Origin of the sequence: Plantibacter sp. PA-3-X8, assembly GCF_003856975.1 — a bacterium.
GTDB classification, from domain to species: Bacteria; Actinomycetota; Actinomycetes; order Actinomycetales; family Microbacteriaceae; genus Plantibacter; species Plantibacter auratus.
Genome location: NZ_CP033107.1, coordinates 1295269 through 1320651, shown reverse-complemented (window position 1 = coordinate 1320651; position 25383 = coordinate 1295269). Strand labels below are relative to the sequence as shown.

Genomic DNA, 25383 nt, shown 5'->3' with positions numbered 1-25383 from the left:
GGGTCACCCACGCTCATCGAGGAGCTTGCGGTAGTCGGCCTTGACCTGGTCACCGCCGGCCTTCCTCCAGTCGGCCCGCCAGTCCTTGATGGCGGAGACCGACAGCTTGCCGGAGACGATCTTGTTGCGGTAGTCGTCGTTGATCTGGGTGAGCTGTGCACCTCGGCTCGTCTGCGTCGTGGAGGTCAGACCGACGACCGGGCTGTCCACTGCCGCGGTCGTCAAGTACTCCATCTGCGCGACGAGGCTGTCCGCGCGCGGCGCGTTCTCGTTGTTGAGCACGATGTAGGGCGGAGCCGTGACGCCGAGCCACTTCAGACCCTGGAGGTTCGCCAAAGCGGTCGCGTCATCCGTGGAGACGATCTGCTTGTTCGGACCGAAGGTGTAGTTGTACCCTTCCAGACCGGAGCCGCCGATGAACAGGTTCTCCTCGGTGCCGAACGGGGCCGCCCACCAGTCGAGGAACCGCAGCAACTCGGCCAGGCGCTTCGGGTCCTTCGCGGCCGACGCCGAGATACCGTCGAACCCTCCGTAGCCGGGGCCCGCCTGCACGACGATCTCACCACCGTCGTGCCCTGGGGGCATCAGGTATCCCACTCGCGCACCCGGCGTGCCCTCCTCGACCTGCAGCATGCCCTGGGACGACAGCCATGACGGGTCGTCGAGCTCGAAGGCGATCGAACCCTCGAGCCAGAGCTGCTTCTCCTTGCTGCGCTGCGAGTCGGAGCCGAGCGCGATGGCGTCGGGATGGAAGACCTTCCGCTGCCAGAGGTCCGCGAGGTACTCCATGCTCGCCTCGAACGCGTCCGTCTCGATCGAGTGGACGAGTTTGCCGCCGGACGACAAGGTCCAATCGGCCCCGGCCCCGAACATCCACCGCGTGAGCATCTGGATCTGTCCGGTACCGAGACCGCCGACGGCCCAGACGCGACGGCCAGCGTGCTCACCGAGTTTCGCGATCTCGGCGAGGACGTCGGCGAAGGCGGCGGCGTCTGCGGGCTGTCCGGTGGCACCGACCGCTTCCATGAGGTCCGTGCGGATGACCGGGCAGGACGTCATCCGTGGGCTCGTCCGCGGGACGCCCATGATGCGATTGCTCTTCGCCGAGTTGCGCCACGCATGGGTCTCGAGGTTGGCGAGGTTCGGGTATTCGAGGACAGCGTCCCCGCCCAGAGCGTCGGACAGGTCCGCGAACGCTCCGGCCTGGATCGCCTGTTGGACGGCCGGCACCTCGTCGCGGAGGTACATGATGTCCGGGAGGGTGCCGCCCGCGAGCGTCGTGGCGACCTTCGCGTCGTAGTTGTCTCCAGAGGCATAGCTCGGCTTGAAGTCGGCGTTGATGCGCTTGTTCAGCTCCTGCCAGAACGGGTTGGACTCGAGCGCCGCTGGCGGCGAGAAGTACAGCATCTGGAAGGTCTTGAGCTCTCCACCGCGCCCGGGCGCAGCGGCGACGCTGGTCCAGTAACTCGCCGGGTAGGCGGTGTACACGGGCTGGACCCCGGCCACCTTGCTCACGATCGCGGTCGCATCGGCGGCGCGTTGGGCGCGGAAGGTGGGCAGCAGGAGTTCGGATCGAGCGGCTTGGCTCGAGACTCCCCCGGGAGTGCAAGCGGCGAGTGCGACGGCGGCGAGGCCACCGAGTCCGAGGCCGAGCGCCGAACGGCGGGTCAGTTGCAGGTCGTGCAGTGGGTTGTGTGACATCGGTCTTCTCCTCTGAAGCGGATGCTGATGGAGCGGATGTGGAACCTGGTCGAGCGTCGTTGGCCTCGGTCGCCGCGTCAGGAGACGGGCACGCCCTCATCGGCGCGGGCGAAGCGCCGACGAGCGGCGAGCGGATCGTCGACGAGGATGACGGACTCGTCGAACACCATGGTCGAGCGAGTGTCGCCGACCGGGTGCCAGGCGGGTCCGCTCGACGTGTCCGGTCGGCCGCCGGCCGCGAAGGACGCCCACGCTTCGCTCATGTACGCCGCCAGCGACGGTGGAGGTGTGTCGCCCAGTTCCTCCCGTGCGGCATCGCTGTCGTCGAGGTGCCGGAACACGAACGGCAGCTCGAGCGAGTGACCGGCGCGTCGTGCCCACACGGCGGTGTCCGGTCGGCTCCACGCGAACAGGTATCCGTAGGTGTTTGCGGCCGCCCCACGTCGGGCGTCGAGCAGCCGACTCACGGGCTGCCGGTACAGGCGGTCTGCCACGTATGACTCGAGTGCTTCGCGAGGCGCGGGTGGGATGCCGTCGTCGGCAGCGCATGCGGCGAGGTAGTCGTCGACCGTCCGGTTCAGCCCGTCCGCCCGGACCTCGCGGTCCAGCGTGGCGAGCGCCTCGCCGTCGGGCAGGCGGAGGAGGTCCACGTAGCCCGAGGCCTCGTTACGGTTGGTGCCGATGATCGCGTCGATGCCCGACCCGGCCCCGGCGGCGATCGAACGCAACGGCACGTCGTGCAGGAAGCGATGGTCGACGATGGGCCGGAAAGGGATGCCGGGCCCGCGACGCGTCGCCCGCCAACGGTCCACGACCCGTTCCTGGGCGGTGATCAGATCCGCCGCAGACGTGGTGAGGAGGCGTCCGGCCGAGGCCCTCGGACCGGCGAGTTCCTCGAGCAACTCCGCCGTGACTTCGGCGGCCTCGTCGAGGGTGTGGACGCGCTCCGCCGTCGCGCTCTCGATGATCACCCGTTGGAACGGGGCGTCGCCGGTGCTCTCGGCGAGCAATGCGGCCACGGCGACGCCGCCCGCCGACTGCCCCATCACGGTGATACGGCTCGGGTCACCGCCGAAGTCGGCGATCTCGTCTCGGACCCATTCGATACCGGCGAGCGTGTCGCGGAGCGCGAGGTTGCCGGCATCCGCGTACCGCTCGCCGAGCAGGTGGTCGAGCCGGAGATAGCCGAGTGCCCCGAGGCGGTAGGAGATCGAGACGACGATGATGCCGTGCGCGGCAGCGAGCCGCGCGCCGTCGCACAGCGGATGCGCGTTGGATCCGTAGAGGTGAGCACCACCGTGCACCCAGATGAGGACTGGTGCCGGCGTGTCCGACCGCTCAGCCGGAAGCCAGACGTTCGCGGTGAGGCTGTCTCGTTCGCTCATCGGTGCTCCGCCGGCGCGGCCGGCGTCCTGCCAGGCGAGAGGACCCTGAGCACTCTTCCGGACACCGCGCCAGCCATCCGCTTGCACGGCCGGCTGGAACCGTTCGGCGATCCTCGCCGTCGGCAGCCCGAGGACGGCGAACGCACCACCGTCTGCTGTCTCGACGCGGTGACCGAGCACCCGGCCCTTCGATGTGACGAACTCCACCACGTGACTCCCATCGTCGTTGATGGATCGATCCTGCTCCAGGGCCGTAAAGTTGTCAAGCAACTTTTTCAAGCAGAACCCCTTCGAGAGCGCAAAGTCCCGAGTTTTGGCACGACAATCTAGTGATCTCATCGCTAATGGTGTCAGACAACTTTGAAAGAACTCGCCTTGACGTGGAAAGTTGTCTGATACCTTCACGTCATGGAACACGCAGGATCCACCGAGACGCGGGTCGAGGACATCGCCGACGCCCTGCAGCAGCGGATCGCCGACGAGTTCGAGTTCGGCGCGAAGCTTCCCAGTGAGTCCGAGCTCTCCGAGCGGTACGGGATCAGCCGGGCGACCGTCCGCGAGGTCCTGAAGATCCTCAGCGGCCGGGGTCTGATCGAATTGGGCCGCGGCCGCAGAGGCACGGTCACCCGTCCGACGAGCCAGGTGCTCGGGATCCAACTCGGCGCACTGGTCCGACGGGACCCGCAGCGTCTCATCGAGCTCGCGCAGATCAGGGACTTCCTCGACGAATTCGTCGCCCAGCGCGCCGCCGAACAGTCGTCGCCTTCGGCATCCCACGCAGTGGACTCCGCTCGATCCGCGCTCGGGCGCATGCGCGACGCGGCGTCGGGCGATGCACTCGGCGTGGCCAACGGCGAGTTCCATGCGGCCCTCATCGACGCAGCGGGCAGCGAAGTGCTGTCTTTCCTCCTCGACGGGATCGAGAGCGCGTTGGTCTCGACACAGCGTTCCGCCTACGGGGGCCGACTCGTCCGCGACGAGAGCACCGTGGATTCGCTCGCGGTCCACGAGCAGCTGTTCGACGCCGTCGCTGCGGGAAAGCCCGATGACGCGAGAACCGCCGCTCGAGAGCACGCCAGGCTCGTTCGAGCCGGGCTCCGCCAGCGGGTCGCCGCACTGCTGGGGATCCGCTGAGTCGTCGCACCCGTTCACGAGGGCCCCGACCGTGACCCCGGCGGCCGCGCGGTCAGAGCGGGCGCGGACCGACGAGGTCACGGCATCCCGCCTACGGCAGGACCACTTCGCCCTGATTGAACACCCGCGGATGGAAGTACGCGTTCTGGATCTCGGCATTGGAGTTGTTGCCACGCAGTTGCTCCGACCAGATCATGAAGTACGACCAACGCGTTTGCGACTGCAGGAGGTTCGCATCCGGCGCCTTCCCCAACTCCGCGATCGCGATCGGCTTCGTACCGGCGATCGTCTGCATCTGCTGGTAGTCGGCCGCGCTCGGATAGTTCTTGTACCAGACGTCGAGTGAGACCACGTCGACGTAGGAGTTCCCCGGGTAGTAGTTCGCCCACCCTCCCGCCGGGTTGTCCTGCACGTTCCACACCCAGATGAGGTTGTCGAGCCCCTGTGAGTCGAAGTAGTCACGCATCTGCTGGAAGATCTTCGCCCCGCCGTTCGCTCCCGATCGGCCGCCCCACCAGTTCCAGGTCTCGTTCATCTCATGGAAGGGCCGGAAGAGGACCGGGACTCCGGCGTCCTTGAGCTGCCGCAGATATGGGACGACCTCGGCCATCCGCTGCCGCCAGGTGGTGTTGAGAGCGGTGCCGCCCGTGACGATCTGCGTGAACTGCGCGTTGGTGATCTGCGTCTTGACACCGCCGTCGAACTCACAGGTCGAGGGGCCGGTCGGTGAGCATGCATGCCACGTCAACGCGACGAGCGAACCGTTCGCCCACTCGGTCTTCGCCTGATCGATCACTCGCTGACGGTTGGCCGCGTCCTGCGCTCGGAACATCAGGTCACCGCCCCAGAGACCGGGATACTGACCGGTGATGTCCTTCACTTGCTGGGTGTACTGGCCCGGCGCACTCGCGGGCTCCTTGTTGTGCTGGCCCGACACGACGTTCGAGCCGGTGATCGAACGGAGGTACTGGATCACCGACGCTTTCGTCTTGGCCGGGAACGCCTCAGCGGGTGCCGGTTGCCCGACCGCCGCTCCTGCCAAGCCGAGCACGAGCGCGGTGGCGAGCGCCAGTCGTCCGGCACGAACATGTGATTTCATCATCGTCTCCTCCCCGCGCTTCCTCGTTGAAGCGGCGGTCCCAACAGGCTCCCCTGTCTCCCTTCAGAGGTCAAGAACTTTCATGACTAATTAATCAAAGTCGTCATCAGGTCAGCACAACGATGACGAGGTCCACGAGCGCCCGCAGGCGGAGGTCGAGAGCTGAGGCCGCCACCCCGGCGCCCAACTGCAGCCGCACGGACCCGTGAACGTCGCGCTGGTGACGGCGACCGTCAGCCGCCGGATCTACTCGATCCAGGCGGCAGCGACACCACGCTCGACGAGTCGTCGCCATCCGGACGGCGCTCTCGGGTCGTGACTCGCCGTGCCCGCCATCCACAACACCGCCATGAGGTCTTCGGTCGTGAAGTCCTGGGAGAGGACACCGGCGGCGTGCGCATCCTCGATGAGTTCCGCCCCCAAGGCCGTTGACCGATCGCAGGCGTTGATGAGCGCCGTTGCGTCGGGGAACCGCCGGAGCATCGCGTCGTTGAGGGCCGGATCGCTGAGCTGCAGGTCGATCATGCAGGTGACGAACCTCTCCAGCCGCGCTCGCGGAGTCGGCTCCGCCATGGTCCGTTCTTTGAGCGCGAGGAGCTTCTCCCCCACAACCGCAGGGATGACGGCATCGATCAACTGATCGCGCGAACCCACTCGGTTGTAGAGCGTGCCGATGCTCACCCCGGCTGCTTTCGCGATGTCCTCCAACGGAGCGGACAGACCTCGATCCGAGAACACCGCCAGCGCCGCCGCGTGCAGTTTCTCGACGTTCGACTGAGCATCGCGACGCAGACTCCGTTCCGCGGTCATGCCGGCTCCTATGGATATTGAGGGTGGTCTCAAGTTATGCTCGAGCTTGTTTGAGGACACCCTCAACTTAGCTCAACGACGCGACACCCCACGAACCCGTGGGATTCGAAAGGACACATCATGCCGCTCATCACCATCATCGGAGCCGGACCGGGCCTCGGCCTCGAGATCGCCCGCGCCTTCGGACGCAGGGGCTTCGACGTCGCGCTGGTCGCACGAACGCAGTCCAAGCTCGACTCGCTCGCCCAGACCCTCGCGGGCGAAGGTATCACCGCTCACGGGTTCGCTGCAGACATCAGGCGACCGGACACCGTCACCGCCGCCCTGCGTTCGATCACGGACACGCTCGGCCCGATCGACGTGCTCGAGTTCTCGCCCGCGGACCCGTCCCTCACGCCCGTCGACGTCCTCGAGGTGACGATGGAGAACCTGCAACCACAGATCGACTTCTATCTCGGGGGCGCGCTCGCCGCCGTCGGGGCAGTGCTGCCGGACATGATCGCAGCAGGCAAGGGAACCGTCCTCATCACGACCGGCGGCGGATCCATCAGCCCCATGCCCTTCCTCGGCAACGTGAACATCGCCGCAGCGGGACTTCGCAACTGGGCCCTCAACCTGCACAACGCACTGCAACCGAAGGGCGTCTACGTCGCGCACCTGGGCATCACCGCACTCATCGGAGGCGGCCACCCCGACGCCGAGCCCGAGGTCATCGCGGAGGCCCTGGCGCAGTTGCACGACGAGCGTCAGCAGGCCGAGCTGCACTACGTCGCCTACAACAGCTGACCCGCAGGCTCCGCAAGGGAGACGTCATGAAGCTGATCATCTTCGGCGCCACCGGGCGCACCGGTATCCACCTGGTCGAACAGGCACTCGCCGCCGGGCATGACGTGGTGGCGTTCATCCGCAATCCGGCGAAGCTCGACCTGCGCCACGACCGACTACGGGTCGTGCAGGGCGAGCTGACCGACGCGGTCGCCGTTGAGGACGTCGTCCGCGGTGCCGACGCCGTCCTGGCCACCCTGACTCCACAGATCGTCGGCGGGTCCCAGGACATGCCCGTCGCAGCCGGAACGCGCAACATCGTGGCCGCGATGCGCACGCACGGAGTCCGCCGACTCGTCTTCAGTTGGGGGCCGAGCATTCTGATCCCCCGCAGCCCGCTGATGCGGGCAGTGAGCAGAGCGAGCTACAGCCTGCTCAGGCTAGGGCCCGAGTCCACCGAGGTGGGCGAGGCCATTCGCGGCTCTGATCGCGACTGGACGACCGTGGTCGTCACGATGCCTCACGACAAGCCCGGAACGGGAACGGTCAGGGTGCGCACCGCGAGCGGATCCGGCGACCGGTTCCGTTTGCGCGTCGCTCGCGCCGACCTCGCCCGATTCATGCTCGCCCAGGCCGATGACCTGCGATACGCCCAGCAGGAGCTCCGGATCAGCAACTGACACCCCTGCCCCCGGCGGCGTCGATCCCGACATCCGGCCGTGGTGGCCCGGAGCGTGCGGGCCGCCACGCCGCTCAGCGCGGCAACGGTCGCAGCTGATCCTCGGTCACGGGGAAGGACACCTCGTAGTACAGCTGCGTGGCGGTCATGTCGCCCCAATCATCCTTCTTCACCCGGATACCGGCGGTCGAGACCTCGGCGATCCGGACGCGCAACCAGGAGCCGTCCTCCAGACGAAGCTCGTGCGGGTCGGCGAGATAGCCGATGCCGATCTCGTCGAGCGCCTCCTCGGCATGGAACCAGTCCAGCGCATCGGTTCGCTGACGGCCCAGGAGATCGATGACGACGAACCCCTCACCGACAGGCTTCATCCACCCCAGTCGCTCCCGATCCTCCGAGCGCCGATGTTCGATCCAGTCCGGTTCCATGCAGCGAGCGTAACGGCCACCGAGGAACAACGACTGACGGAGGACTGACCGAACGCCAGCCCCTCAACAGCACGAGGGGGCCGACTCGAAAGCCGGCCCCCTCGTGCGTCGTACGACGACGTGTGATCAGTGCTCGTCGTAGTGCTCGCCGTGCGCCGCGTGCTGGTGGCCGTCGTGAACGTAGTCGACGTGACCGTCGTGGTCGACGGCGTCGTGACCGCACGCCGCACCGTGCTCGTGGTCGGCGACGGTGTGCTCGGCGACGCTCTCGTGCTCGTCGTAGTGACCGTCGTGCAGAGCGTGGTGGTGCGTGCCGTGCACGTAGTCGGTGTGATCGTCGTGCTGCACGGCCTCGTGGCCGCATTCGGCACCGTGCTCGTGCTCGGTGACGGAGTGCTCGGCGTGGATGTCAGTCGTGCTCATGATTGCCTTTCGAAGGAAGAGATCGGGTGTCGCGACGGGCGGCGACGCGTCATCAGTACATCTTATTCATAAGCGAATTGCAATACATGCAGCTAATCGATAGTGGTTCTCGCTATCCCTCGAGCGCGTGCTGCACGGCATCGTCGACGATGTGCGAGACGTGCACGTCGGCAACGTCGTAGTGCGCCTCTCGACCGATCCGTTGCACGGAGACGAGGCCGGCTGATCGCAGCGTCCGCAGGTGCTGCGAGACCAACGGCTGCGACAACTGACTCTGCTCGGCGAGCTGACCGACCGTGGACGTGCCGGCGGCCAGGATGCGCAGCAACCGCAACCGCGAGGAGGAGGACAGGGCCTTGAACAACTCGGCAGCGGGTTCGAGATCCTCGTTCATCTATACATATAAGCAGATGTGAATGCATCAGGATCGCCTGAATCCTCGAAGACCCCGTTCGACGTCCGCCCGATGGATCATCACTCTGACGATTAGGCTGGGCGACTGTGCTCGATGGACCGCTGATCGCCGAATGGCTCCCCGTCTCGGTGGCCGCGCTCGTCCTCCTCCTCGTCGCGGCGGGAGTGGCCGGCTGGGTCGACGCGGTCGTCGGCGGCGGCGGACTCATCCAGTTGCCCGCGCTCGTCATCGCCGTACCGAGCGACGTCGCGACCCCCTTCATCCTGGGTACGAACAAGCTGTCGTCGTTTTTCGGCACCCTGTCGGCGAGCTGGGTGTACCTGCGCAAGATCAGGGTGCAGTTCGTGCTCCTGGTGCCCCTCGTCGCCGGTGCATACGCCGGGTCGACCGTCGGTGCAGCCTTGTCGCGGTACGTCCCTCGCGACGTGTTGACGCCCATCGTGCTCGTGGCCGTGATCGCTGTGGCGCTGTACACCCTCTTCAAGCCGACCATGGGCCTGCACCACGAACCCCGCCATGACCGCGCCACCGCCGTCGCCTGGCGGGCGGCGTTGATCGGGCTGCTGGTGGGCTTCTACGACGGCATCCTCGGACCGGGAACGGGTTCGTTCTTCGTCATCCTCATCGTCGGCGTGCTCGGGTACGGCTTCCTGCAAGCCAGCGTCAACGCGAAGATCGCCAACCTCACCACGAACCTCGCCGCCCTCGTCGTGTACGGGGTGCATGGCGAGGTCCTGCTCGCGCTCGGTCTCGCCATGGCCGTCATGAACATCACCGGAGGGTTCATCGGCGCCCGTATGGCGACGAAACGCGGAAGCGGCTTCGTGCGCATCGTGTTCCTGGTGACCCTGTCCATCCTCATCGTGAAGCTGGCCTGGGACACCGTGGTGCAGTTCACCGGTTCATGATGCACCCGGCAGAGCGACCTCGCCGGCGGGTGTTCCGAGCAGTCGCCTCGTCCAGTCGGCCAGGGCCGCGATGGCGGCCCGCGAGATGGCGGCTCTCGGCACCATGCTCGTGAAGCCGTGGAACGCCCCCGGCCAGACGTGCAGTTCCGCGTCGCCACCCGCAGCCCACATCGCGCTGGCAAAGGCGACCGTCTCGTCACGGAACACCTCGGCGCTGCCACAGTCGAGGTAGGTGCGCGGAAGCCCGGTGAGATCGGTCGCCCGCGCCGGCGCGGCGGAGATGGAAACGTCCTCACCGGCGCGACGGTGTCCGAGATAGGCCTCCCAGCCGAACCGGGTCATCTGCCGATCTGCGACCCCGACCCCGTCGATCTGCATCGTCGACACGGTGGCATCCCGATCGTCGAGCATCGGCGAGACGAGGATCTGCCCGAAGAGGGCCGGCCCACGGCGGTCCCGGGCGAGCAGGGCGGTGCCGGCCGCGAGCCCGCCGCCAGCGCTCTGCCCGGCGATCACGATGCGGTCCGGGTCGATACCGAGTTCATCCGCGTGCTCCGCGACCCAGACGAGTCCGGCGTAGCAGTCCTCGACCGGGTACGGGTCGGGGTACTCGGGGGGGAGGCGGTAGTCGACGCTGATGAGCACGACGTCGTGGTCGTTCAGGAGCCAGTCGTCGTAGGACTCGAGGTTGCCGAGGTGATGACCGAACATCATCCCTCCGCCATGGATCGTATAGACCGCCGTCGTCGCGCCGGAGCGCCCGATCCGCTGGACGACAGCGAGCGTGATCGGATCCCCGAGATGGCCGGGCACCGTGAGGGAGCGCCGCTCGAACCCGCGCGAGCGCAGCCGTTCGTCGAGGGCCTCCTCGGTCGTGTCGAGGCCGCGCATCCGCGGCAGCATCTCGGTCGTCAGCCTGAACGGCCCGCGCGCCTCGAGCGCGGCGAGGAAGGGGGTGAGTTCGGGATCGAACGGGGGACGGGGCATGAGGTCAGACATGGGATGGCTCCTGGGTTGCGGGCTGAGATGGGACGTGATGTGAACGGAGGACACCGACAGCCACGAGGGCTGCAGCGAGGACGGCGATGGTCGATCCCGCAATGAGGATCGCTTGCTGGAACGACGCGACGAGGGCCGGGGTGAAGTACTCGGTCGTGATGCCGCCGCCGACGACCGCAGCGAGGATCGTCCCGGTCGCGGCGATCCCGACAGCGGTGGCGATCTCGCTCGCGGTGTCGACCAGGGCCGCACCGATGGACGTGCGGTCCGCGGGAAGCCCGCGAAGGACGTTGTTGCCGGCGACGGCTCCGACCACCCGCATCCCGGCGGCGACGAGGATGAGTGCGACGAGCACCCACGGGTAGCCGAACCGGCTCAGCAGCGCGAACACGGCGAGCCCCGAGACGACCGCGGCGGCGCTCATCCATGCCGCACGATCGAGTCCCACGCGGTGCACGAACGGGCCGACGAAGCGACCGCTCGCCAAGAGCACCACGACCTGCGGGAGCATCGCGACAGCGGCCAGGGCCGGTGGCCACCCCCAGGCGAACTGCAGTTGCAGGGTCGCCAGGTACGACAGCCCGGCCATCGCCAGCCCGGCGGCGGCCTTGTACGCCAAGCCGGAGGCCACGAGCGGCTGAGCCACGAGACGGAGATCCAGCAACGGGTGGCGGGCGGTGCGCTCCCTGACCACGAAGCCGATCGCGGCGGTCACCGTTGCCGCCGCCGCACCCCAGGCCGCAGCGACGTCGGTGCCACCGACGAACAGGGTCGGGGTGAGGAGGACGCCGACGACGGTCGCGGTCCCGAGCACAGCGCCGAGCACGTCGATCCGGTCCCGGTGCAGGTGCGACCGCTCGTCGGTAACGATCCCGGCGCGGATCCCGATCCAGGCGATCACCGCGATCGGGGCGTTGGCGACGATGAGCACCTGCCACGGCGCCACGGCGAGCACGAAGCCACCGATCGTCGGCCCGGCGGCGAGGCCGACCAGCCCGGCGGTCGAGATGACCGTCAGCGCGCGAACGCGCAGGTCGTCCCGATCGAACAGACGGAACGCCAACGCCATCGATCCCGGAGTCGTCATCGCCGCGGCGACACCCATCAGGGCGCGCACGGCGATCAACTGCTCCACCGAGGCGACGAACACGGTCAGCACGCTGACGACGGCGAGCAGCGTCAGGCCGATCAGCATGACCCGACGCCGGCCGAACCGGTCGGCGACCGCGCCGAACAGCAGCATCAGACCACCGAACGTGACCGAGTACGCGCCCGACACCCACTGCAGTGACGCGGTTGAAGCGGTGAGGTCACGACCGATGGTCGGGAGCGCGACGTTCAGGACGGAGTTGTCGAGCATCTCGAACAGGAACACGGCCGAGAGACCGGCCAGCGCAACCCAGGCGTCGCGGAGACGTGGCGGCGAGGCTGCGACGACCGCGGAGGTTGAGGGTTCGGACATGGGCGCACTCCTTCGATGAAGAAGTGACGGCTCCCATGAGCCGCGTGCGCGTTTCCGTCGGCCGGAGCACGACGGGATTTTTCCCTCTGCGACGAGGGTAACGCATCATCGCCCTCTCGTGGCGCTCGCGGATCAGCGCAGATACGCGTCGACCATGAACGGACCCCGGATGGCCCTGAGCGTATCGACCAACCGGTCGAGCGCGCGTCGGTTCCACGACGAGAGCTGGAGATCGTGGGGGCCAAGGGGTTCGAGCTTCCCGGTGCGGAGGCGGACTACCTCCCAGCCAGCCGACCGCAGCGCGCGGTCCTTCCGTCGGTCCGCTTCCTCGCGGCGACCGACATGCTCGAGTCCGTGCCGGCCGATGCTGTCGTACTCGATGGCGATGCGCAGTTCCGGGTAGACCAGGTCGGGCCACACCTCCAGGTGCTGGAAGAACGGACGCTGCACCCGCACGGCGTTCAGTCCTTCGGTCAGCGTGAGTCGCCCGTGGAGATCCGCGCGCAGCTGAGCCTCGACAGCGGACGCCGGTTTCGGCGCGCACTCGGACGTGAAGGCCTCCCCCACCGGCAGGTCAGGGGTCTTCTCGCACAGCGACGGCTTCGGGCGCGCACGACGCTCCCGGATGAGCCCCGCGGCCGCGGGCACCGGATCGGTCACCGACTCCCGCATCGGCAGTGCGACGATCCTCGACGGATCCGCCTCGTCGGAGCATTCCGGGCACCACGCACTGCGGCGGCGCTCGCGTCCGGGCCGCGAGCGCTGCTCAGCCGGCGTCGCGACGAACCGGTGTCCCCGGTCACACTGCCACTGCAGCAGGACATCGGCGGCCGGCGGCACCTGACTGAGGACGACACCGGCGTTGAGATCCGCGTGGTACTGACGCCACAGCGCTGGGAACGACGCCCAGGCCTGCCGGTAGGCGCCCACCGGGTACGGCGTCTCGAGGCCCTTCGACCACTGACGGCGGGCCCACCACGCTTCGACACGTTCCGGCACGAGCCCAACCTACGACGGGCCCCCGACACCGGCCACGAGCGAGGATGCAGTGGTCGTCACGTCAGCACCACCGCTCGACCGTCAGACCGCGAAGTCGCTCGGCCACCCGTGGTCGGTGAGCGACCGGCGGACACGCTCCACGTCCTCGTCACTCGGCAGCTCCGCGGTGACCCGCGCGATCGCGGTGGCGACGTCGACCCGACTGAGCGACGTGTCGCCCTCGGCCGCGAGGCGCGCACCCACCTCGGCCACCTCGGCGTCGCTCAGCCGCCGACGGAGGAGCGCCACGAGCGGGACGAAGTCCTGGTCGGGGAATCCTGCGGGATACCCGGCTCGGAGCCAGCGCACGATGCGGGCGACCAGCCCTCCGCGTTCCTCGAGGAGGGTCGCGCGCGCATCCCGACCGGCGTCGTCCTGGTCAGTCGCCACCGCGCGGACGTCGTCCGGGCTGCCGAGCGGCCAGCCCGCGCTCGCGAGCCGGGCGGAGACGCGGACGAGGTCCTCCGGGAGCGCCGGACCGAGGAGGAGCTGTTCGACACGCGCCCGCAGACGATCGTGGCCGACCGGCTCACCGCTCGCATCGGCGTTCACCGCCTCGACGAGCAGTCCCTCGACGACCTGGTCCAACTCCTCGGGGGTGAGGCTCCGTCGGAGGATGCCGAGCAGCGGCACGTAGTCGTGCTCGGGCACGCCCGTCGGGTATCCGGCGCGGAGCCAGCCGACAACGCGCGCCACCACGCCGGACCCGTGGCCGGTGAGGTCCGTCCCGTTCTCGTGCGACACGCTCAGTCCTTCGGGGTGAAGGTCGGGAAGACGTGGTCGAAGCTGACCTCCTGCCCCAGACCGGTCGCCACGATGATCGTGAGTCCGACCAACACGGCGGCGACGACGACGGCGAAGCACAGCACGCCGATGGCGCGGAGGAGCCCCGACGGGATCGTCGGCGCGGCCGACCCGCTCCGGTCGTCGGACCCGGCGCCTCCGGCGACCGCGAACGAGCGGACACCCAGCGCGAAGAGCGCGGGAAGCCCGGCGCCGAGCACGAGCGCGATGACAGCCACCTGGGCGGCGGCTTCGAGGAAGAGCATGAACATGTCCGACGTCCTTACGCTGTGGTCTTCTGCGACGAGCGGGCGGGGGCGTCCTGCCAGTCGTCGTTCACGTTGTGGGATCCGATGCTGTCGCGGCGCGACCGGAGGTAGATGGCGAGCGCGACACCGACGAGGATCGCGACCATGAGGATTCCGCCGATCGCTCCGCCCACGAGGTGACCGACCCACCACATCACCGCGCCCATGAGCGCGGCAGCCGGGAGGGTGATGATCCAGGCGACGACCATCCGCAGGGCCACCCGCCAGCGCACCTGCGCGCCCGGTCGTCCGACCCCGGAGCCGAGGATCGATCCGGTCGCGACGTGCGTGGTGCTGAGGGCGAAGCCGAGGTGGCTCGAGGCGAGGATGACGGCGGCGGAGGAACTCTCGGCGGCCATGCCCTGCGGTGTGTTCAACTCCACGATGCCCTTGCCGACGGTGCGGATGATCCGCCACCCGCCGATGTACGTGCCGAGCGAGATCGCGAGGGCACAGGCGAGCTTCACCCAGAGTGGGACCGACTCGGTGTCGTCCCAGCCGCCGGCCGCGATGAGCGCGAGGGTGATGACGCCCATCGTCTTCTGCGCGTCGTTCGTGCCGTGGGCGAGCGAGACGAGGGACGCACTGCCGATCTGCCCGATCCGGAAGCCGCGATGGAGACGCCCCTGGGCGAGGTTGCCGATGACGCGGAAGACGAGCCAGGTGCCGATCGCCGCCACCGCGCCGGCGAGCACCGGCGACATGAGCGCCGGGAGGATGACCTTGCCGACGACGCCGTCGAGCTTCGAGCCGTCACCGGCCCAGTTCACGCCGTTCAGGCCGAGGCCCGCGAGCGTCGAGCCGATGAGACCGCCGAACAGCGCGTGCGACGAGCTCGACGGAAGACCGAGCAGCCAGGTGAGCAGGTTCCAGATGATGCCACCGATGAGTCCGGCGAGCACGATCAGCAGGAGCGCCGAGCCCCCTCCCTCGAGGAGCGCCGGATCGGGAGCTCCCGACGAGTCCTGGATCTTCACGACCGCGTTCGTGACGGTGAGCGCGACTTCGATGCTGAGGAACGCGCCCACGAGGTTCAGCACCGCCGAGAGGGTGACCGCGACCTTCGGCGACAGCGCACCGGTGGCGATGGAGGTCGCCATCGCGTTCGCGGTGTCGTGGAAGCCGTTGGTGAAGTCGAAGGCGAGTGCCGTGATCACGACGAGCGAGAGCAGGATGATGGGGTCCACGGCGACGAGCTTGCTCCTCGATCGCTGGATCGACAACGGGTGAGCGGGCGGATTCACCCGTTGTTCACGTCAGGGTGACCGGAGACCGAGCTGCGTGACGGTCGATCGCCAGCCTGGCAGGATCACCCGCACCTGCGCTTCGATCTCGGCGACGATCGCGTCGATGGTGTTCCCGGCGTTGATCGTCGCCGCCATGCTGACGAACATGATCGCGGACACGATGTGCGCCGTCGTCGCGGCACGCTCGGCGGTCATGAGGTCGTCTCGTCGCAACACCGTGGCGATCGCTTCCTCGGTCTGCATGGTGAGAGCGAGTGCGGCGCGGTGATACGGCTCCTCGGGATCGCCGAAGACGATCTCCCGCAGATAGGTGCGGCCGTTGTCGACCTGCTTCCGGTTGCACTCCACGACCGGACGGATGATCGCCATGACCGCATCGAGCGGGTCGGCTGCGGTTTGGGCGTCGGCCACCCCGCGGACGAGTGCATCCGCATAGGTGGAGTTCTGCACGAGCAGCAGGAGCTCACCCTTCGTCTTCGCGTAGAGGAAGAGCGTGCCGGTGCCGATGTCGGCCCGGTCGGCGATCTGCTGCGTCGTCACGTCGTCGACCCCGTGCTCGGCGAACAGCTCGCCGGCGGCGGCGGTGATGCGTTCGAGCTTGTCGAGCTTGTTGCGCTCGCGACGACCGAGCGGTCGGGATTCGACGGTCATGGTGTCCTTCGGGAATAGAAGATGATTGCGCTCAGTTGTGAGCATAGTCACTGGATCGCGGCATCGCTGGATGTCGCTCATTGTTCCACGACCACTTCGGAACCACTTACTCGAACAGAACGGTCAGCCACATGCCCTCACTCAACGGAGCAGTCGTCCTCGTCACCGGCGCGAACGGCGGCATCGGGACGAACTTCGTCCGCGACGCCCTCGAACGCGGCGCCAGCAAGGTCTACGCCACGGCTCGGAACCCGCGCACCTGGGACGACGAGCGTGTCGTCCCGCTCCCACTCGACGTCACCGACCCCGCTTCGATCGCCGCCGTCGTCGCCGCGGCCCCCGACGTCACGATCCTCATCAACAACGCCGGCACGAACGCGTCGACGCCCGGCATCCTGTCGCACACCGACGAGGAGATCCGCACCAACGTGGAGACCAACTTCCTCGGCCCGCTCTTCCTCGCTCGCGCGTTCGCACCGATCCTCGCCGCCAACACTGGATCCGCGATCATCGACATCCACTCCGCCCTCAGCTGGTACGCGGTCGCGGGCATCTACAGCGCCACGAAGGCCGCGCTCTGGTCGGCGACCAACTCGCTGCGCCTCGAGCTCGCCCCGGCGGGCGTGCACGTCGTCGGCGTGCATGTCGGCTACGTGGACACGGCGATGGCCGCCGGTGCGACCGACCCGAAGCTCGACCCCGCCGTCCTCGTGACGAAGGTACTCGACGCGACGGAGGCCGGCGAGTACGAAGTCCTCGCTGACGACACCTCGGTGCAGCTCAAAGCCGGGCTCAGCGCCCCGCTCGAGGCGGTCTACCCGCAGCTCGCCGCAGTGCGTAGCTGACGCTCCGAAAGCGCTCGAAACGCTCCCGAACCTCGCGTTCGGGAGCGTTTTGCGCGCTTTCGTCCGCGGGCTACGCCACGATGACGGCTTTGCCGCGGATGCCACCGCCAGCGAGCGAGCCGAGGGCCTCCACCGTGTCGTCGAAGGGGAACACCCGTCCGACGACGGGACGGATCGCCCCGCTGTCGATGAGGGCGGCGATCTCGCGCAGCTGGTCACCACTCGCCCGCATGAGGAGGAACCGGTAGCTCACCCCGAGCCGCTTGGCCTGCCTGCGGATCTTGCCACTGAGTGCTGAGATCGCGAGCCGGAGCACCGCGTTGAGGCCGGCGGAGCGGGCGAAGTCCGGGGTGGGCGGTCCGGCGATGCCGACGGCCGTTCCGCCGCGCTTGAGGATGCGCAGGGACTTCTCGAGGTTCTCGCCGCCGAGGCTGTCGAGCACGAAGTCATACCCCTGGAGCAGCGCTTCGAAATCCTCGGTGCGGTAGTCGATCACGGTGTCCGCGCCGAGTTCGCGAACGAAGTCCGCGTTGGCGGCACTGGCCGTCGTCGCGACCTCCGCACCGAGCTGCTTGGCGAGTTGGATTGCGATCGACCCGACCCCGCCCGCACCGGCGTGAATGAGGACCCGCTGACCGGGCTGCACGTCGCCGAGCTCGACGAGGGCCTGCCAGGCGGTCAGCGCGACGAGCGGTAGGGATCCCGCCTCCACCATGCTGATCGACGCCGGCTTGAGAGCGACATCCGCCTCTGCGACGGCGATGCGCTCGGCGAAGGCGCCGATCTGGTGATCACGAGGACGCGCGTAGACCTCGTCGCCGGGCTTGAAGCCGCGGACCTGCGCACCGACGCGGATGACGGTGCCGGCGACGTCATGGCCGAGGATGATCGGCAACCGGTACGGCAGGATCTGCTTGAACTCGCCGAGACGGATCTTCTCGTCGAGTTGATTGAGGCCGGCGGCCTGCACCTGCACGAGGACGTCGCCGGCACCGACGACGGGCTCGGGCACCTCGGTCTCGTGCAGTGGGGACGCGTAGCTCGAGATGGTGAACGCTCTCATGGGTGGGGCTCCTTCCGGGTCGTTTTCCCGGCTTAGCCCGAGTAAACTCAATCATGAGCCCACTCAGTTATTTTGTCAAGGCGCGCTCGCAGACATCCCGGCGCCCGACCTCGCCCACTTCCTGATGCAGGAGCACGGCATCACCGAGTTCGACGGGCGCGGCACGTTCCGCGACGCCGGCCCGGTCGACGAACCCTCGGCGCGCCGAAACGGGCCTGGCGACTCGCGACCCCGAAGAGGATCTGCGCCTCCGCGGTCATCCTGGTCAGCATCGTCTGGAACTTCCCGGCCAACCGGTGGTCGTCGGCATGCTCACCGGCATCCGCCGGCACCACGACCTCGACCGCGCCCGTCTGCACAGCGACGAATTCCCGCAGGAAGCCCGCCGGTTCGGAGCACCGCTCGGCACCGTGACGCCGCGCTCCCGGCGGGACTTCGACGATCACCACGTGCCGCGTACCGTCAGCGATGGCGTGGGTGACCGGGATGTCCGCGTCAGCGAACGGTGCGGGCCTCCTGCACGGGAAGGGGGCCGGTCACGCTGAGCGCGTCCTGCCAGCATTCGATCCCGCTGACTTCGGGCAACCGGTCACGGGTGAAGACCGGATCCAGGCCGGCGCGCCGCTGCGCGGAGTAGTCCTTCAACAGCTTGAACACGATGCCCGACAGCAGTCCGATGGCGACGAGGTTCACGAGAGCCATGAGTCCCATGATGCCGTCGGCGGTGTTCCAGATGACGTCGGCCGAAGCGATCGAACCGAGGAAGATCACGGCGACGACGAGCACCCGGTACCCGGTGAGCACACGACGGCTCGACGAGATGAACTCGATGTTCGACTCGCCGTAGTAGTAGTTCCCGAGGATGGAGCTGAACGCCAGGAGGAAGATGATGATGCTCAGCAGGACGTTCGACCACTCGCCGAGGTTGCCGACGATGGCGTTCTGGGTGAGTCCGATGCCGCGGGTCGCCCCGGCGAGGTCCGGTGAGGACACGAGGATGATGAACGCCGTGATCGAACATACGAGGAAGGTGTCGAAGTAGACGCCTAGGGTCTGGACGAGGCCCTGCTTCACCGGGTGCGTCACGGCTGCGCTCGCACCAGCGTTGGGCGCTGAACCGAGACCGGCCTCGTTCGAGAACATGCCCCGCTTCACGCCCGTCATGATGATGGTGCCCAGCGCTGCGCCGACCACTTCGTTGAACCCGAACGCCTGCGTGTAGATGGACGCGAACACGACCGGCAGCTGGTCGATGTTCATCCCGACGATGACGAGGCCGAGCAGCAGGTAGCCGAGTGCCATGGCGGGCACCACCGCCTGGGTCACGCTCGCGATGCGGCGGATACCACCGAACACCACGAGCGCGGTGAGGGCAGCGAGCAGGATCCCGATCACCCAGGGGATCCAGCCGATCTCGCCGCCGAAGCTCGACGACACGGTCGCGCTGATCGTGTTGGCCTGCAGCGAGCTGAACGCGAAGGGGAAGCAGACGATGAGGATGACGGCGAAGATGATCCCCATCCAACGCGCCTTCAGGCCGTGCTGCATGTAGTAGGCAGGACCGCCGCGGAAGCCGTCCTTGTCCCGCACCTTGAACAGCTGGCCGAGGGTGGACTCGACGAAGCTCGACGCGCCTCCGATGAACGCCATCGTCCACATCCAGAACACCGCTCCGGGGCCGCCGATCGCGATCGCCGTCCCGACACCCGCGATGTTGCCGACGCCGACCCGCGACGCGGCCGAGATCGTGAACGCTTGGAAGGCCGAGACCGACTGCGGTTTGCCGTCGTCACCGAGCGGCGTCTTGTTCGTGAGGGTGCGGAACATCTCGGGGATGAGCCGGAACTGCACGACGCCCGAGCGAACGGTGAAGTACAGACCGAGGAGCCCGAGGACGGGCAGCACCGCCCAGGTCCACAACAGATCGCCACCGGCCAGGATCACTTCGTTCAGGATGTCCATCCCGAGAGTATGGCGCAGGCGACGCCTGGCGCGCACGATCCTCCATGTCGCCATCAGCGTCACGGTCCTCGGTGCGACATTCGTCCTCGCGGCTACAGCCCTGCTCATGAGCGTCAGCGACGCCCCACTCGACCGCGTCCTGTTGGAGGCCGTCTCCGCCTTCGCGACGGGCGGCCTGTCCGTCGGGCTCAGCGGAGAACTGGAGCCGTTCGGCAAGTACGTCCTCGCCGCGCTCATGCTCGCCGCCCGCCGGGCGTGGACGACTTGTACGATGACGAACGAGGACGTCGCGTATCGGACGCGGATGGAGGTCGGTCAGGTGGCAGAGGTCGAGGACACGGCCGCGGTGGAAGCGACACTCATCGCCTCGCGGGCGCTCCTCGGCGTGGTGGCCCGCTCCCTGACCGGGGTCCTGCAGGAGATCAGCCTGCCGCAGTTCCGCGTGCTCGTGATCCTCTCGACGCAGGAACGACTGCGCATCGGGCGGCTCGCCGCGCAGCTGCACATGAATCGCTCCACCTTCTCCCGGGTGATCGACCGGATGACCTCGAAGGACTGGGTTCGTCGCGTCCCGAGCTCCGACAGCCGGCGGGAGGTCCTCGTGGAGATCACGGACTCCGGGGCGGCGATCGTGTCGGAGGTGACGGAACGCCGACGACAGGAGATCGGACGGATCCTCGAGCGGATGCCGGTGTCCGACCAGCACGCACTCGTGGACGCGCTCAACCGTTTCTCGCTCGCCGCCGGCGAACCCGCCGCGACGGAACTGCTCGACCTCGGCCTCTGACCGATCGGGATGCCGCGAGGGCGCTTCCTGCCCGCTACGGCTCCGTGTTGGCGCCGATGTGCGCGGGATCGTCGGAGAGTTCGATCCAGACCCCGTCGGGGAACGCATCGACGAGGGGCTGCGGACCCGCCTGGCCGACCTGGCGCCGAATCGCCTCATCCAGCACCGCCACGAGCATCGCGGTCTGCTTCGCCATCGGCGGCAACGGCGGTATCAGCATCGGCGGATGGGTCCAGCACTCGAGGGCGAGCGCCGGCAGTCCCGAGGCGACCGCATCGATGAACTCGTCTGCGAACCGGTCATGCAGGCCAGATCGGACGGCCCGGTCATCGGCGGCTTCGGCAGGCTCGCAGCATCGACTGACCGCGTACGCCAGCAAGAACGCGTTGCATCGCTCCCAGGCGTCCTCGGACTCGTCGCGAAGGTGACTGATCGCGGCCGCACGATCATCATCGGACGTCCGAGCGTCGAGCAATCGTCGAGCGGTCTGGAGTAGCTCGTTCTGGAGCGGTCGCTGGGCGGCCTCCAGCAGATTCAGGTCGTCCACGGACATCTCCATTCAGTATCGGTACACGGCAACTGTTGCACTCATGCACACATCACCTCAAGCTGAAAGGGAAAGCAGACTCATCACCGGAAGGAACACCATGCTCACGTTGACCCAGAACGCCGTCACGGTCATCCGGACGCTCGCAACCCGAACCGACGACCCACGCACCGGCGGTCTTCGCATCCGATCCGAAGCGGAGCGTGCGTCGCACTTCGCGGTCGATCTCGCCACCGAGCCCGAGATCGGCGACGAGGTCGTCGAAGACCGCGGCGCCAGAGTCTTCCTCGACCCTGTCGCCTGCCCTCGCATGGAGAAGAAGGAACTCGACGCCCTGATCGACGGTGGCAGCGTGCGGTTCGAGGTTCGCGACCAGGAGCGGCCCGCGCTGTTGTAGACCCGCAGCCGGAGACGCCATCCACTGTCGAGCGGGCGCGAGCGGAAGCTGGACGCCCACAGGTTCACCAGCGGACAGCGTGTGTCCTCCCTCCGCAGGATGATGGGTCCATGTGGGATACGACGTCGCGAACGTTCGAGCTGCTGGGGATGCTCCAGCGCAACGGCTTCGTGGCCAGCGAGCGCCTCGCGCGCGACCTCGGGGTGACCACGAGGACCGTGCGTCGAGACGTGGCCCGGCTCCGCGATCTCGGCTACCCGATCGACACTCGGCTAGGTGTCGACGGCGGGTACTCGATCGAGGCTGGGGCGGTACTCCCACCGATCTTCCTGTCGACCGAGGAGGCACTCGCGTGCGCGCTGGCCCTTCGGCGGTGGAAGGAGGACGCCGACCAGACCCTCGCCATCAGCTCGCTCGAGAAGGTCGCGGCGTCCCTGCCACCCCGGGTGCGCTGGGTGCTCGACGCGGTGGCGGAGGTCACCGTCGATGCCCCGGTGGACGGTCTGGATCCGATCGAGCACCCGGCGGTCGACATCGGTCTCCTCGGCGAGTTGGCGAGGTCGTGTCTGCTTCGACGCCGAGTGGAGTTCCAGTACACCGGGCGAGACGGCGACTCGAGACCGCGCCAGGTCGAGCCGCACGCCCTGGTCAACACCGTGCGGCACTGGTACGTCATGGCCTTCGACATCGACGCCGAAGACTGGCGCTCGTTCCGCGTCGACCGGATCTCCGACCTCGTGGTCTCCGAGCTGCCGGCCAGGACGCGCGTCCTCCCCGATGCGGACCTCGAGGGCTGGGTCACGCGACGGCTCCAGCTCGGATGGCAACAGGTCAGCGCCACCGTCCGCGTGCACGCCCCGAGCGAAGCGGTGCGGCGGTGGGTCGCTCCGGCCTGGGGATCCGTCGAAGCCGAGTCTCCCGAGGTCACGGTGGTGCGCGCGGGAGCAGACAGCTACGACGCGATCGCCAGATGGCTCCTGCTGATGCAGGCCGACGTCGAAGTCGTCGAACCCGACGAGCTGCGCAATGCGTTCGGCCGGGTGGCCGATCAAGCGCACCGAGCCAGCCGGCCCGGCTCGGGCGGGCCGAACCAGCAGGCCGACCCGCCCAGTGCTACCGGAGCGGCCTGAAGAACTCGGACAGATCGTCCATGAGGAGCGCCGGCTCTTCGAGGGCGGCGAAGTGGCCACCGCGGTCGGTGACGTCGGTCCACCGCGTGATGGTGTTCTCGCGCTCGGCGTAGCGGCGGATCCCGACGTCGTGCGCGAACATGATGGCGCCCGTCGGAACGCCGGACGGTTCGCTGACCGCTCCCCACGCCGAATGCTGCGCGTACCCGACGTACGCGGCGGTGCCGGCCGTCCCGGTGAACCAGTAGAGCGACACGTTGGTGAGGATGCGATCGAGGTCGATGATCGTCTCCGGGAGCGCCTCGTGCGGCATCGTCCACGCCTGGAACTTGTCGATGATCCATGCCAGCTGGCCGGCCGGGGAGTCGACGAGCCCGGCCGCGATCGTCTGGGGTCGGGTGGACTGGATCGCGATGTAGCCGAACTCGTCCTGCATGAAGGCCTGGACCCGGGCGAGACGGTCGAGCTCCAACGGGGTGAAGGCGGCGAGGTCCGCCTCGCTCGGAGCGCCCAGCGGCATACCCATCGATCCGTTGACGTGCACACCGACAACGCGCGTCGGTGCCGCTCTCGCGACCTCGGGCGACACGGCAGCCCCGATGTCCCCGCCCTGCACGCCGTACCGCTCGTAGCCGAGCCGTTCCATGAGCGTCGCCCACGTCCGTCCGATACGGGCCGCATCCCAACCACCCTCGGCGACCGGGCTCGAGAATCCGAATCCAGGCAGGGAGGGGATGACCACATCGAAGGCGTCCGCCGCGTCCCGTCCGTGCGCTTCCGGGTCGGTGAGCGGGCCGACGAGGTCCAGGAACTCGACGAACGAGCCCGGCCAGCCGTGCGTGAGCACCAGCGGCAACGCCCCGTCGACCATCGACCGGATGTGGAGGAAGTGGATGGTCTGCCCATCGATCACCGTCGTGAACTGCGGGAACTCGTTCAACGCCGCCTGCTGCGCCATCCAGTCGAAGGTCTCAGCCCAGTACGCGAGCAGTCTGCGGAGGTAGCCGACCGGGACTCCCGTCGCCCAATCGTCGCGCGGCAGGGCCGGCGGGAAACGTGTCTCTCTGAGCCGGCGGCTGAGCTCGTCCACCGCACTCGCGGGGATGTCGATTCGAAACGGCTGAATATCGGCGTGCATCACAGGTTCCCTCCATCGTGTGCGGGCTCGAGCGAGCCACGTCACAGCAGCGACGATAGGAACGAACGAGGACACGACCTGTCCTCCGCTGAGATGCGCGGAGCGACAGACAGCGATGGGTGCGATGCTCGATTCATGCCATGGCCTGTGATCGAACCGCTGGTGTCCGAGCGCCTCGCGCTGGAGCCGTTGTCGCTCGACCATGCCCGGCCGATGGTCGACGTCCTCTCCGACCCCTCCCTGTACACGTTCACCGGCGGAGAGCCGCCGACGCTCGACGCACTCTCCACTCGATATGCCGCCCAGATCCGCGGGCCGGCCGACGGCTCGCAAGCCTGGTTCAACTGGATCGCGCGGCGGCACGACACCGGCGCGCTCGTCGGGTTCGTCCAGGCCACCGTGACGTCCCAGGCCCAGGCCCAGGACACGCTGGCCGAGATCGCGTGGGTCGTCGATCCAGCCCACCAACGCAAAGGCTTCGCCTCCGAAGCGACGGCCGCCCTGATCGGTTGGCTGCACGCTCGAGGGGTCACCCGGCTCACCGCGCACATCCATCCGGAGCACACGGCATCTCAGCGGGTGGCGTACCGCCAGGGCCTACGCCCGACATCGAGCATCGAGGACGGCGAGGTCCGTTGGGAATCGCCGTCTCACGACGAGCGCTCCTGAAGCCGAGGGTCCAGCTCGGCACGCCCGATAGCCTGTCTCCACCGAATCCAGCCCGATCGCTCCCGGAGAATCGACCATGACGCACACGCTCGACGCACAGCTCGACAGCATCTTCGCGGCTCGAGACCGGGCTGACATGGGTCCGACCATCGAAGCGCTGCTGCCCATTTACGACGAGCACCCTCACCACCCGAGAGTCCTCTACGAGCTCGGTGGCGCCTACGACACCGCGGGCGAGGAGGCGAGAGCACTCGACCTCTACGAGCGGGCCATGGAGAGCGGCCTGGCGGGAGACATCCGTCGCCGTTGCTACCTGCAGTACGGAAGCACCCTCCGCAACCTCGACCGGATCGATGAGTCGCTGGAGGTCTTCGCACGGGCGCGTGCCGAGTTCCCGGAGTCAGTCGCGCTCGGAGCATTCGAAGCCCTCACCCTCCACGCCTCCGGGCGGTCGAACGCCGCGCTGTCGAGCCTCCTCGAACTCCTGGCCGAGCACGTCGACGCGGCTGAGCTCACGCGTTACAAGCCGGCCCTGCGAGGCAACGCCGAGTACCTCCGGTCACTGGAGGAGCCCCGGTCCACGACGGAGGACTGACGGCGCCGACGCCGC

28 protein-coding genes are annotated in these 25383 nt (G+C 68.0%); 10 read left to right on the top strand and 18 right to left on the bottom strand.

Going from position 1 to position 25383, the window contains the following annotated elements:
* Positions 1–3: 3 nt before the first annotated feature.
* On the bottom strand, positions 4–1701 hold the full coding sequence (locus EAO79_RS06375; RefSeq protein ID WP_124768418.1) for an extracellular solute-binding protein: 1698 nt from the start codon (positions 1699–1701) through the stop codon (positions 4–6).
* Positions 1702–1778: 77 nt separating this feature from the next.
* The gene (locus tag EAO79_RS06370; RefSeq protein ID WP_164486908.1) at positions 1779–3293 is read right to left on the bottom strand and encodes a carboxylesterase/lipase family protein; all 1515 of its coding nucleotides are present in this window, start codon (positions 3291–3293) and stop codon (positions 1779–1781) included.
* Positions 3294–3494: 201 nt separating this feature from the next.
* Here EAO79_RS06370 and EAO79_RS06365 point away from each other — a divergent pair, with 201 nt between their 5' ends.
* Positions 3495–4220 (top strand): FadR/GntR family transcriptional regulator, encoded by a 726-nt coding sequence (locus EAO79_RS06365; protein WP_124768416.1) that lies wholly within the window; start codon positions 3495–3497, stop codon positions 4218–4220.
* Between the two features lie 91 nt (positions 4221–4311).
* Here EAO79_RS06365 and EAO79_RS06360 read toward each other — a convergent pair whose 3' ends face one another.
* Both EAO79_RS06360 and EAO79_RS06355 read right to left on the bottom strand, forming a co-directional pair.
* Positions 4312–5319, bottom strand: coding sequence for a glycosyl hydrolase (locus tag EAO79_RS06360; RefSeq protein ID WP_206428294.1), 1008 nt, complete (start codon positions 5317–5319; stop codon positions 4312–4314).
* Positions 5320–5565: 246 nt separating this feature from the next.
* Positions 5566–6129, bottom strand: a complete 564-nt coding sequence (locus tag EAO79_RS06355; RefSeq protein ID WP_124768415.1) for a TetR/AcrR family transcriptional regulator — start codon at positions 6127–6129, stop codon at positions 5566–5568.
* Between the two features lie 120 nt (positions 6130–6249).
* Here EAO79_RS06355 and EAO79_RS06350 point away from each other — a divergent pair, with 120 nt between their 5' ends.
* Together EAO79_RS06350 and EAO79_RS06345 are read left to right on the top strand one after the other, a co-directional pair.
* On the top strand, positions 6250–6915 hold the full coding sequence (locus tag EAO79_RS06350) for an SDR family oxidoreductase (protein WP_124768414.1): 666 nt from the start codon (positions 6250–6252) through the stop codon (positions 6913–6915).
* A 26-nt stretch (positions 6916–6941) separates the two neighbouring features.
* Positions 6942–7574 (top strand): NAD(P)-dependent oxidoreductase, encoded by a 633-nt coding sequence (locus tag EAO79_RS06345; protein ID WP_124768413.1) that lies wholly within the window; start codon positions 6942–6944, stop codon positions 7572–7574.
* A gap of 73 nt (positions 7575–7647) precedes the next feature.
* On the opposite strand, the gene EAO79_RS06340 is transcribed toward EAO79_RS06345, so the two are convergent.
* The 3 genes from EAO79_RS06340 to EAO79_RS06330 all read right to left on the bottom strand — a co-directional run bounded on the left by EAO79_RS06340 (position 7648) and on the right by EAO79_RS06330 (position 8818).
* Positions 7648–8001: a hypothetical protein gene (locus EAO79_RS06340; RefSeq protein WP_124768412.1), complete on the bottom strand. Its 354-nt coding sequence runs from the start codon at positions 7999–8001 to the stop codon at positions 7648–7650.
* Between the two features lie 126 nt (positions 8002–8127).
* Positions 8128–8424 carry a hypothetical protein gene (locus EAO79_RS19390; protein ID WP_124768411.1) on the bottom strand — a complete coding sequence of 99 codons (297 nt, stop codon included), beginning with the start codon at positions 8422–8424 and terminating at the stop codon, positions 8128–8130.
* 112 nt (positions 8425–8536) lie between these two features.
* Positions 8537–8818 (bottom strand): helix-turn-helix transcriptional regulator, encoded by a 282-nt coding sequence (locus tag EAO79_RS06330; protein ID WP_079704757.1) that lies wholly within the window; start codon positions 8816–8818, stop codon positions 8537–8539.
* A gap of 107 nt (positions 8819–8925) precedes the next feature.
* Between EAO79_RS06330 and EAO79_RS06325 the strand changes: the two genes are divergently transcribed.
* Positions 8926–9747 (top strand): TSUP family transporter, encoded by an 822-nt coding sequence (locus tag EAO79_RS06325; RefSeq protein WP_124768410.1) that lies wholly within the window; start codon positions 8926–8928, stop codon positions 9745–9747.
* Here EAO79_RS06325 and EAO79_RS06320 read toward each other — a convergent pair.
* The 7 genes from EAO79_RS06320 to EAO79_RS06290 form a co-directional block, all read right to left on the bottom strand.
* Complete coding sequence (locus EAO79_RS06320; protein ID WP_124768409.1) at positions 9742–10746, bottom strand: alpha/beta hydrolase; 1005 nt, start codon at positions 10744–10746, stop codon at positions 9742–9744. The genes EAO79_RS06325 and EAO79_RS06320 overlap by 6 nt on opposite strands.
* Positions 10739–12208 carry an MFS transporter gene (locus tag EAO79_RS06315; protein ID WP_124768408.1) on the bottom strand — a complete coding sequence of 490 codons (1470 nt, stop codon included), beginning with the start codon at positions 12206–12208 and terminating at the stop codon, positions 10739–10741. Before EAO79_RS06315 ends, EAO79_RS06320 begins: the two co-directional genes overlap by 8 nt.
* Before the next feature lie 132 nt (positions 12209–12340).
* Positions 12341–13207, bottom strand: a complete 867-nt coding sequence (locus EAO79_RS06310) for a hypothetical protein (protein ID WP_124768407.1) — start codon at positions 13205–13207, stop codon at positions 12341–12343.
* Between the two features lie 81 nt (positions 13208–13288).
* Positions 13289–13990 carry a DUF3349 domain-containing protein gene (locus EAO79_RS06305; protein ID WP_241161004.1) on the bottom strand — a complete coding sequence of 234 codons (702 nt, stop codon included), beginning with the start codon at positions 13988–13990 and terminating at the stop codon, positions 13289–13291.
* Between the two features lie 2 nt (positions 13991–13992).
* Entirely contained in the window at positions 13993–14301 is a 309-nt protein-coding gene (locus tag EAO79_RS06300) for a hypothetical protein (protein ID WP_086472872.1), read from the bottom strand.
* 11 nt (positions 14302–14312) lie between these two features.
* Positions 14313–15524 carry an inorganic phosphate transporter gene (locus tag EAO79_RS06295; protein ID WP_124768406.1) on the bottom strand — a complete coding sequence of 404 codons (1212 nt, stop codon included), beginning with the start codon at positions 15522–15524 and terminating at the stop codon, positions 14313–14315.
* A gap of 69 nt (positions 15525–15593) precedes the next feature.
* Positions 15594–16235: a TetR/AcrR family transcriptional regulator gene (locus tag EAO79_RS06290; RefSeq protein WP_124768405.1), complete on the bottom strand. Its 642-nt coding sequence runs from the start codon at positions 16233–16235 to the stop codon at positions 15594–15596.
* A 131-nt stretch (positions 16236–16366) separates the two neighbouring features.
* Between EAO79_RS06290 and EAO79_RS06285 the strand changes: the two genes are divergently transcribed.
* Positions 16367–17080: an SDR family oxidoreductase gene (locus EAO79_RS06285; protein WP_124768404.1), complete on the top strand. Its 714-nt coding sequence runs from the start codon at positions 16367–16369 to the stop codon at positions 17078–17080.
* 70 nt (positions 17081–17150) lie between these two features.
* Here the strand turns inward: EAO79_RS06285 and EAO79_RS06280 are convergent, their stop codons facing one another.
* Both EAO79_RS06280 and EAO79_RS06275 read right to left on the bottom strand, forming a co-directional pair.
* The gene (locus EAO79_RS06280) at positions 17151–18143 is read right to left on the bottom strand and encodes an NADP-dependent oxidoreductase (protein ID WP_124768403.1); all 993 of its coding nucleotides are present in this window, start codon (positions 18141–18143) and stop codon (positions 17151–17153) included.
* A gap of 495 nt (positions 18144–18638) precedes the next feature.
* On the bottom strand, positions 18639–20105 hold the full coding sequence (locus tag EAO79_RS06275; RefSeq protein WP_079704748.1) for a sodium:alanine symporter family protein: 1467 nt from the start codon (positions 20103–20105) through the stop codon (positions 18639–18641).
* Here EAO79_RS06275 and EAO79_RS19540 point away from each other — a divergent pair.
* On the top strand, positions 20098–20892 hold the full coding sequence (locus tag EAO79_RS19540) for a MarR family winged helix-turn-helix transcriptional regulator (RefSeq protein ID WP_124768402.1): 795 nt from the start codon (positions 20098–20100) through the stop codon (positions 20890–20892). The genes EAO79_RS06275 and EAO79_RS19540 overlap by 8 nt on opposite strands.
* A 34-nt stretch (positions 20893–20926) precedes the next feature.
* Here the strand turns inward: EAO79_RS19540 and EAO79_RS06265 are convergent, their stop codons facing one another.
* Complete coding sequence (locus tag EAO79_RS06265; RefSeq protein ID WP_124768401.1) at positions 20927–21439, bottom strand: hypothetical protein; 513 nt, start codon at positions 21437–21439, stop codon at positions 20927–20929.
* 100 nt (positions 21440–21539) lie between these two features.
* Here EAO79_RS06265 and EAO79_RS06260 point away from each other — a divergent pair, with 100 nt between their 5' ends.
* Together EAO79_RS06260 and EAO79_RS06255 are read left to right on the top strand one after the other, a co-directional pair.
* Positions 21540–21836 (top strand): hypothetical protein, encoded by a 297-nt coding sequence (locus tag EAO79_RS06260; RefSeq protein ID WP_079704745.1) that lies wholly within the window; start codon positions 21540–21542, stop codon positions 21834–21836.
* A 110-nt stretch (positions 21837–21946) separates the two neighbouring features.
* Positions 21947–22966 carry a YafY family protein gene (locus EAO79_RS06255; protein WP_124768400.1) on the top strand — a complete coding sequence of 340 codons (1020 nt, stop codon included), beginning with the start codon at positions 21947–21949 and terminating at the stop codon, positions 22964–22966.
* Here the strand turns inward: EAO79_RS06255 and EAO79_RS06250 are convergent.
* Positions 22950–24104 (bottom strand): epoxide hydrolase family protein, encoded by a 1155-nt coding sequence (locus tag EAO79_RS06250; RefSeq protein WP_124768399.1) that lies wholly within the window; start codon positions 24102–24104, stop codon positions 22950–22952. The genes EAO79_RS06255 and EAO79_RS06250 overlap by 17 nt on opposite strands.
* Before the next feature lie 135 nt (positions 24105–24239).
* Here EAO79_RS06250 and EAO79_RS06245 point away from each other — a divergent pair, with 135 nt between their 5' ends.
* Both EAO79_RS06245 and EAO79_RS06240 read left to right on the top strand, forming a co-directional pair.
* Complete coding sequence (locus tag EAO79_RS06245; RefSeq protein WP_124768398.1) at positions 24240–24773, top strand: GNAT family N-acetyltransferase; 534 nt, start codon at positions 24240–24242, stop codon at positions 24771–24773.
* A 76-nt stretch (positions 24774–24849) separates the two neighbouring features.
* Positions 24850–25368: a tetratricopeptide repeat protein gene (locus EAO79_RS06240; protein WP_124768397.1), complete on the top strand. Its 519-nt coding sequence runs from the start codon at positions 24850–24852 to the stop codon at positions 25366–25368.
* Positions 25369–25383 lie beyond the last annotated feature (15 nt).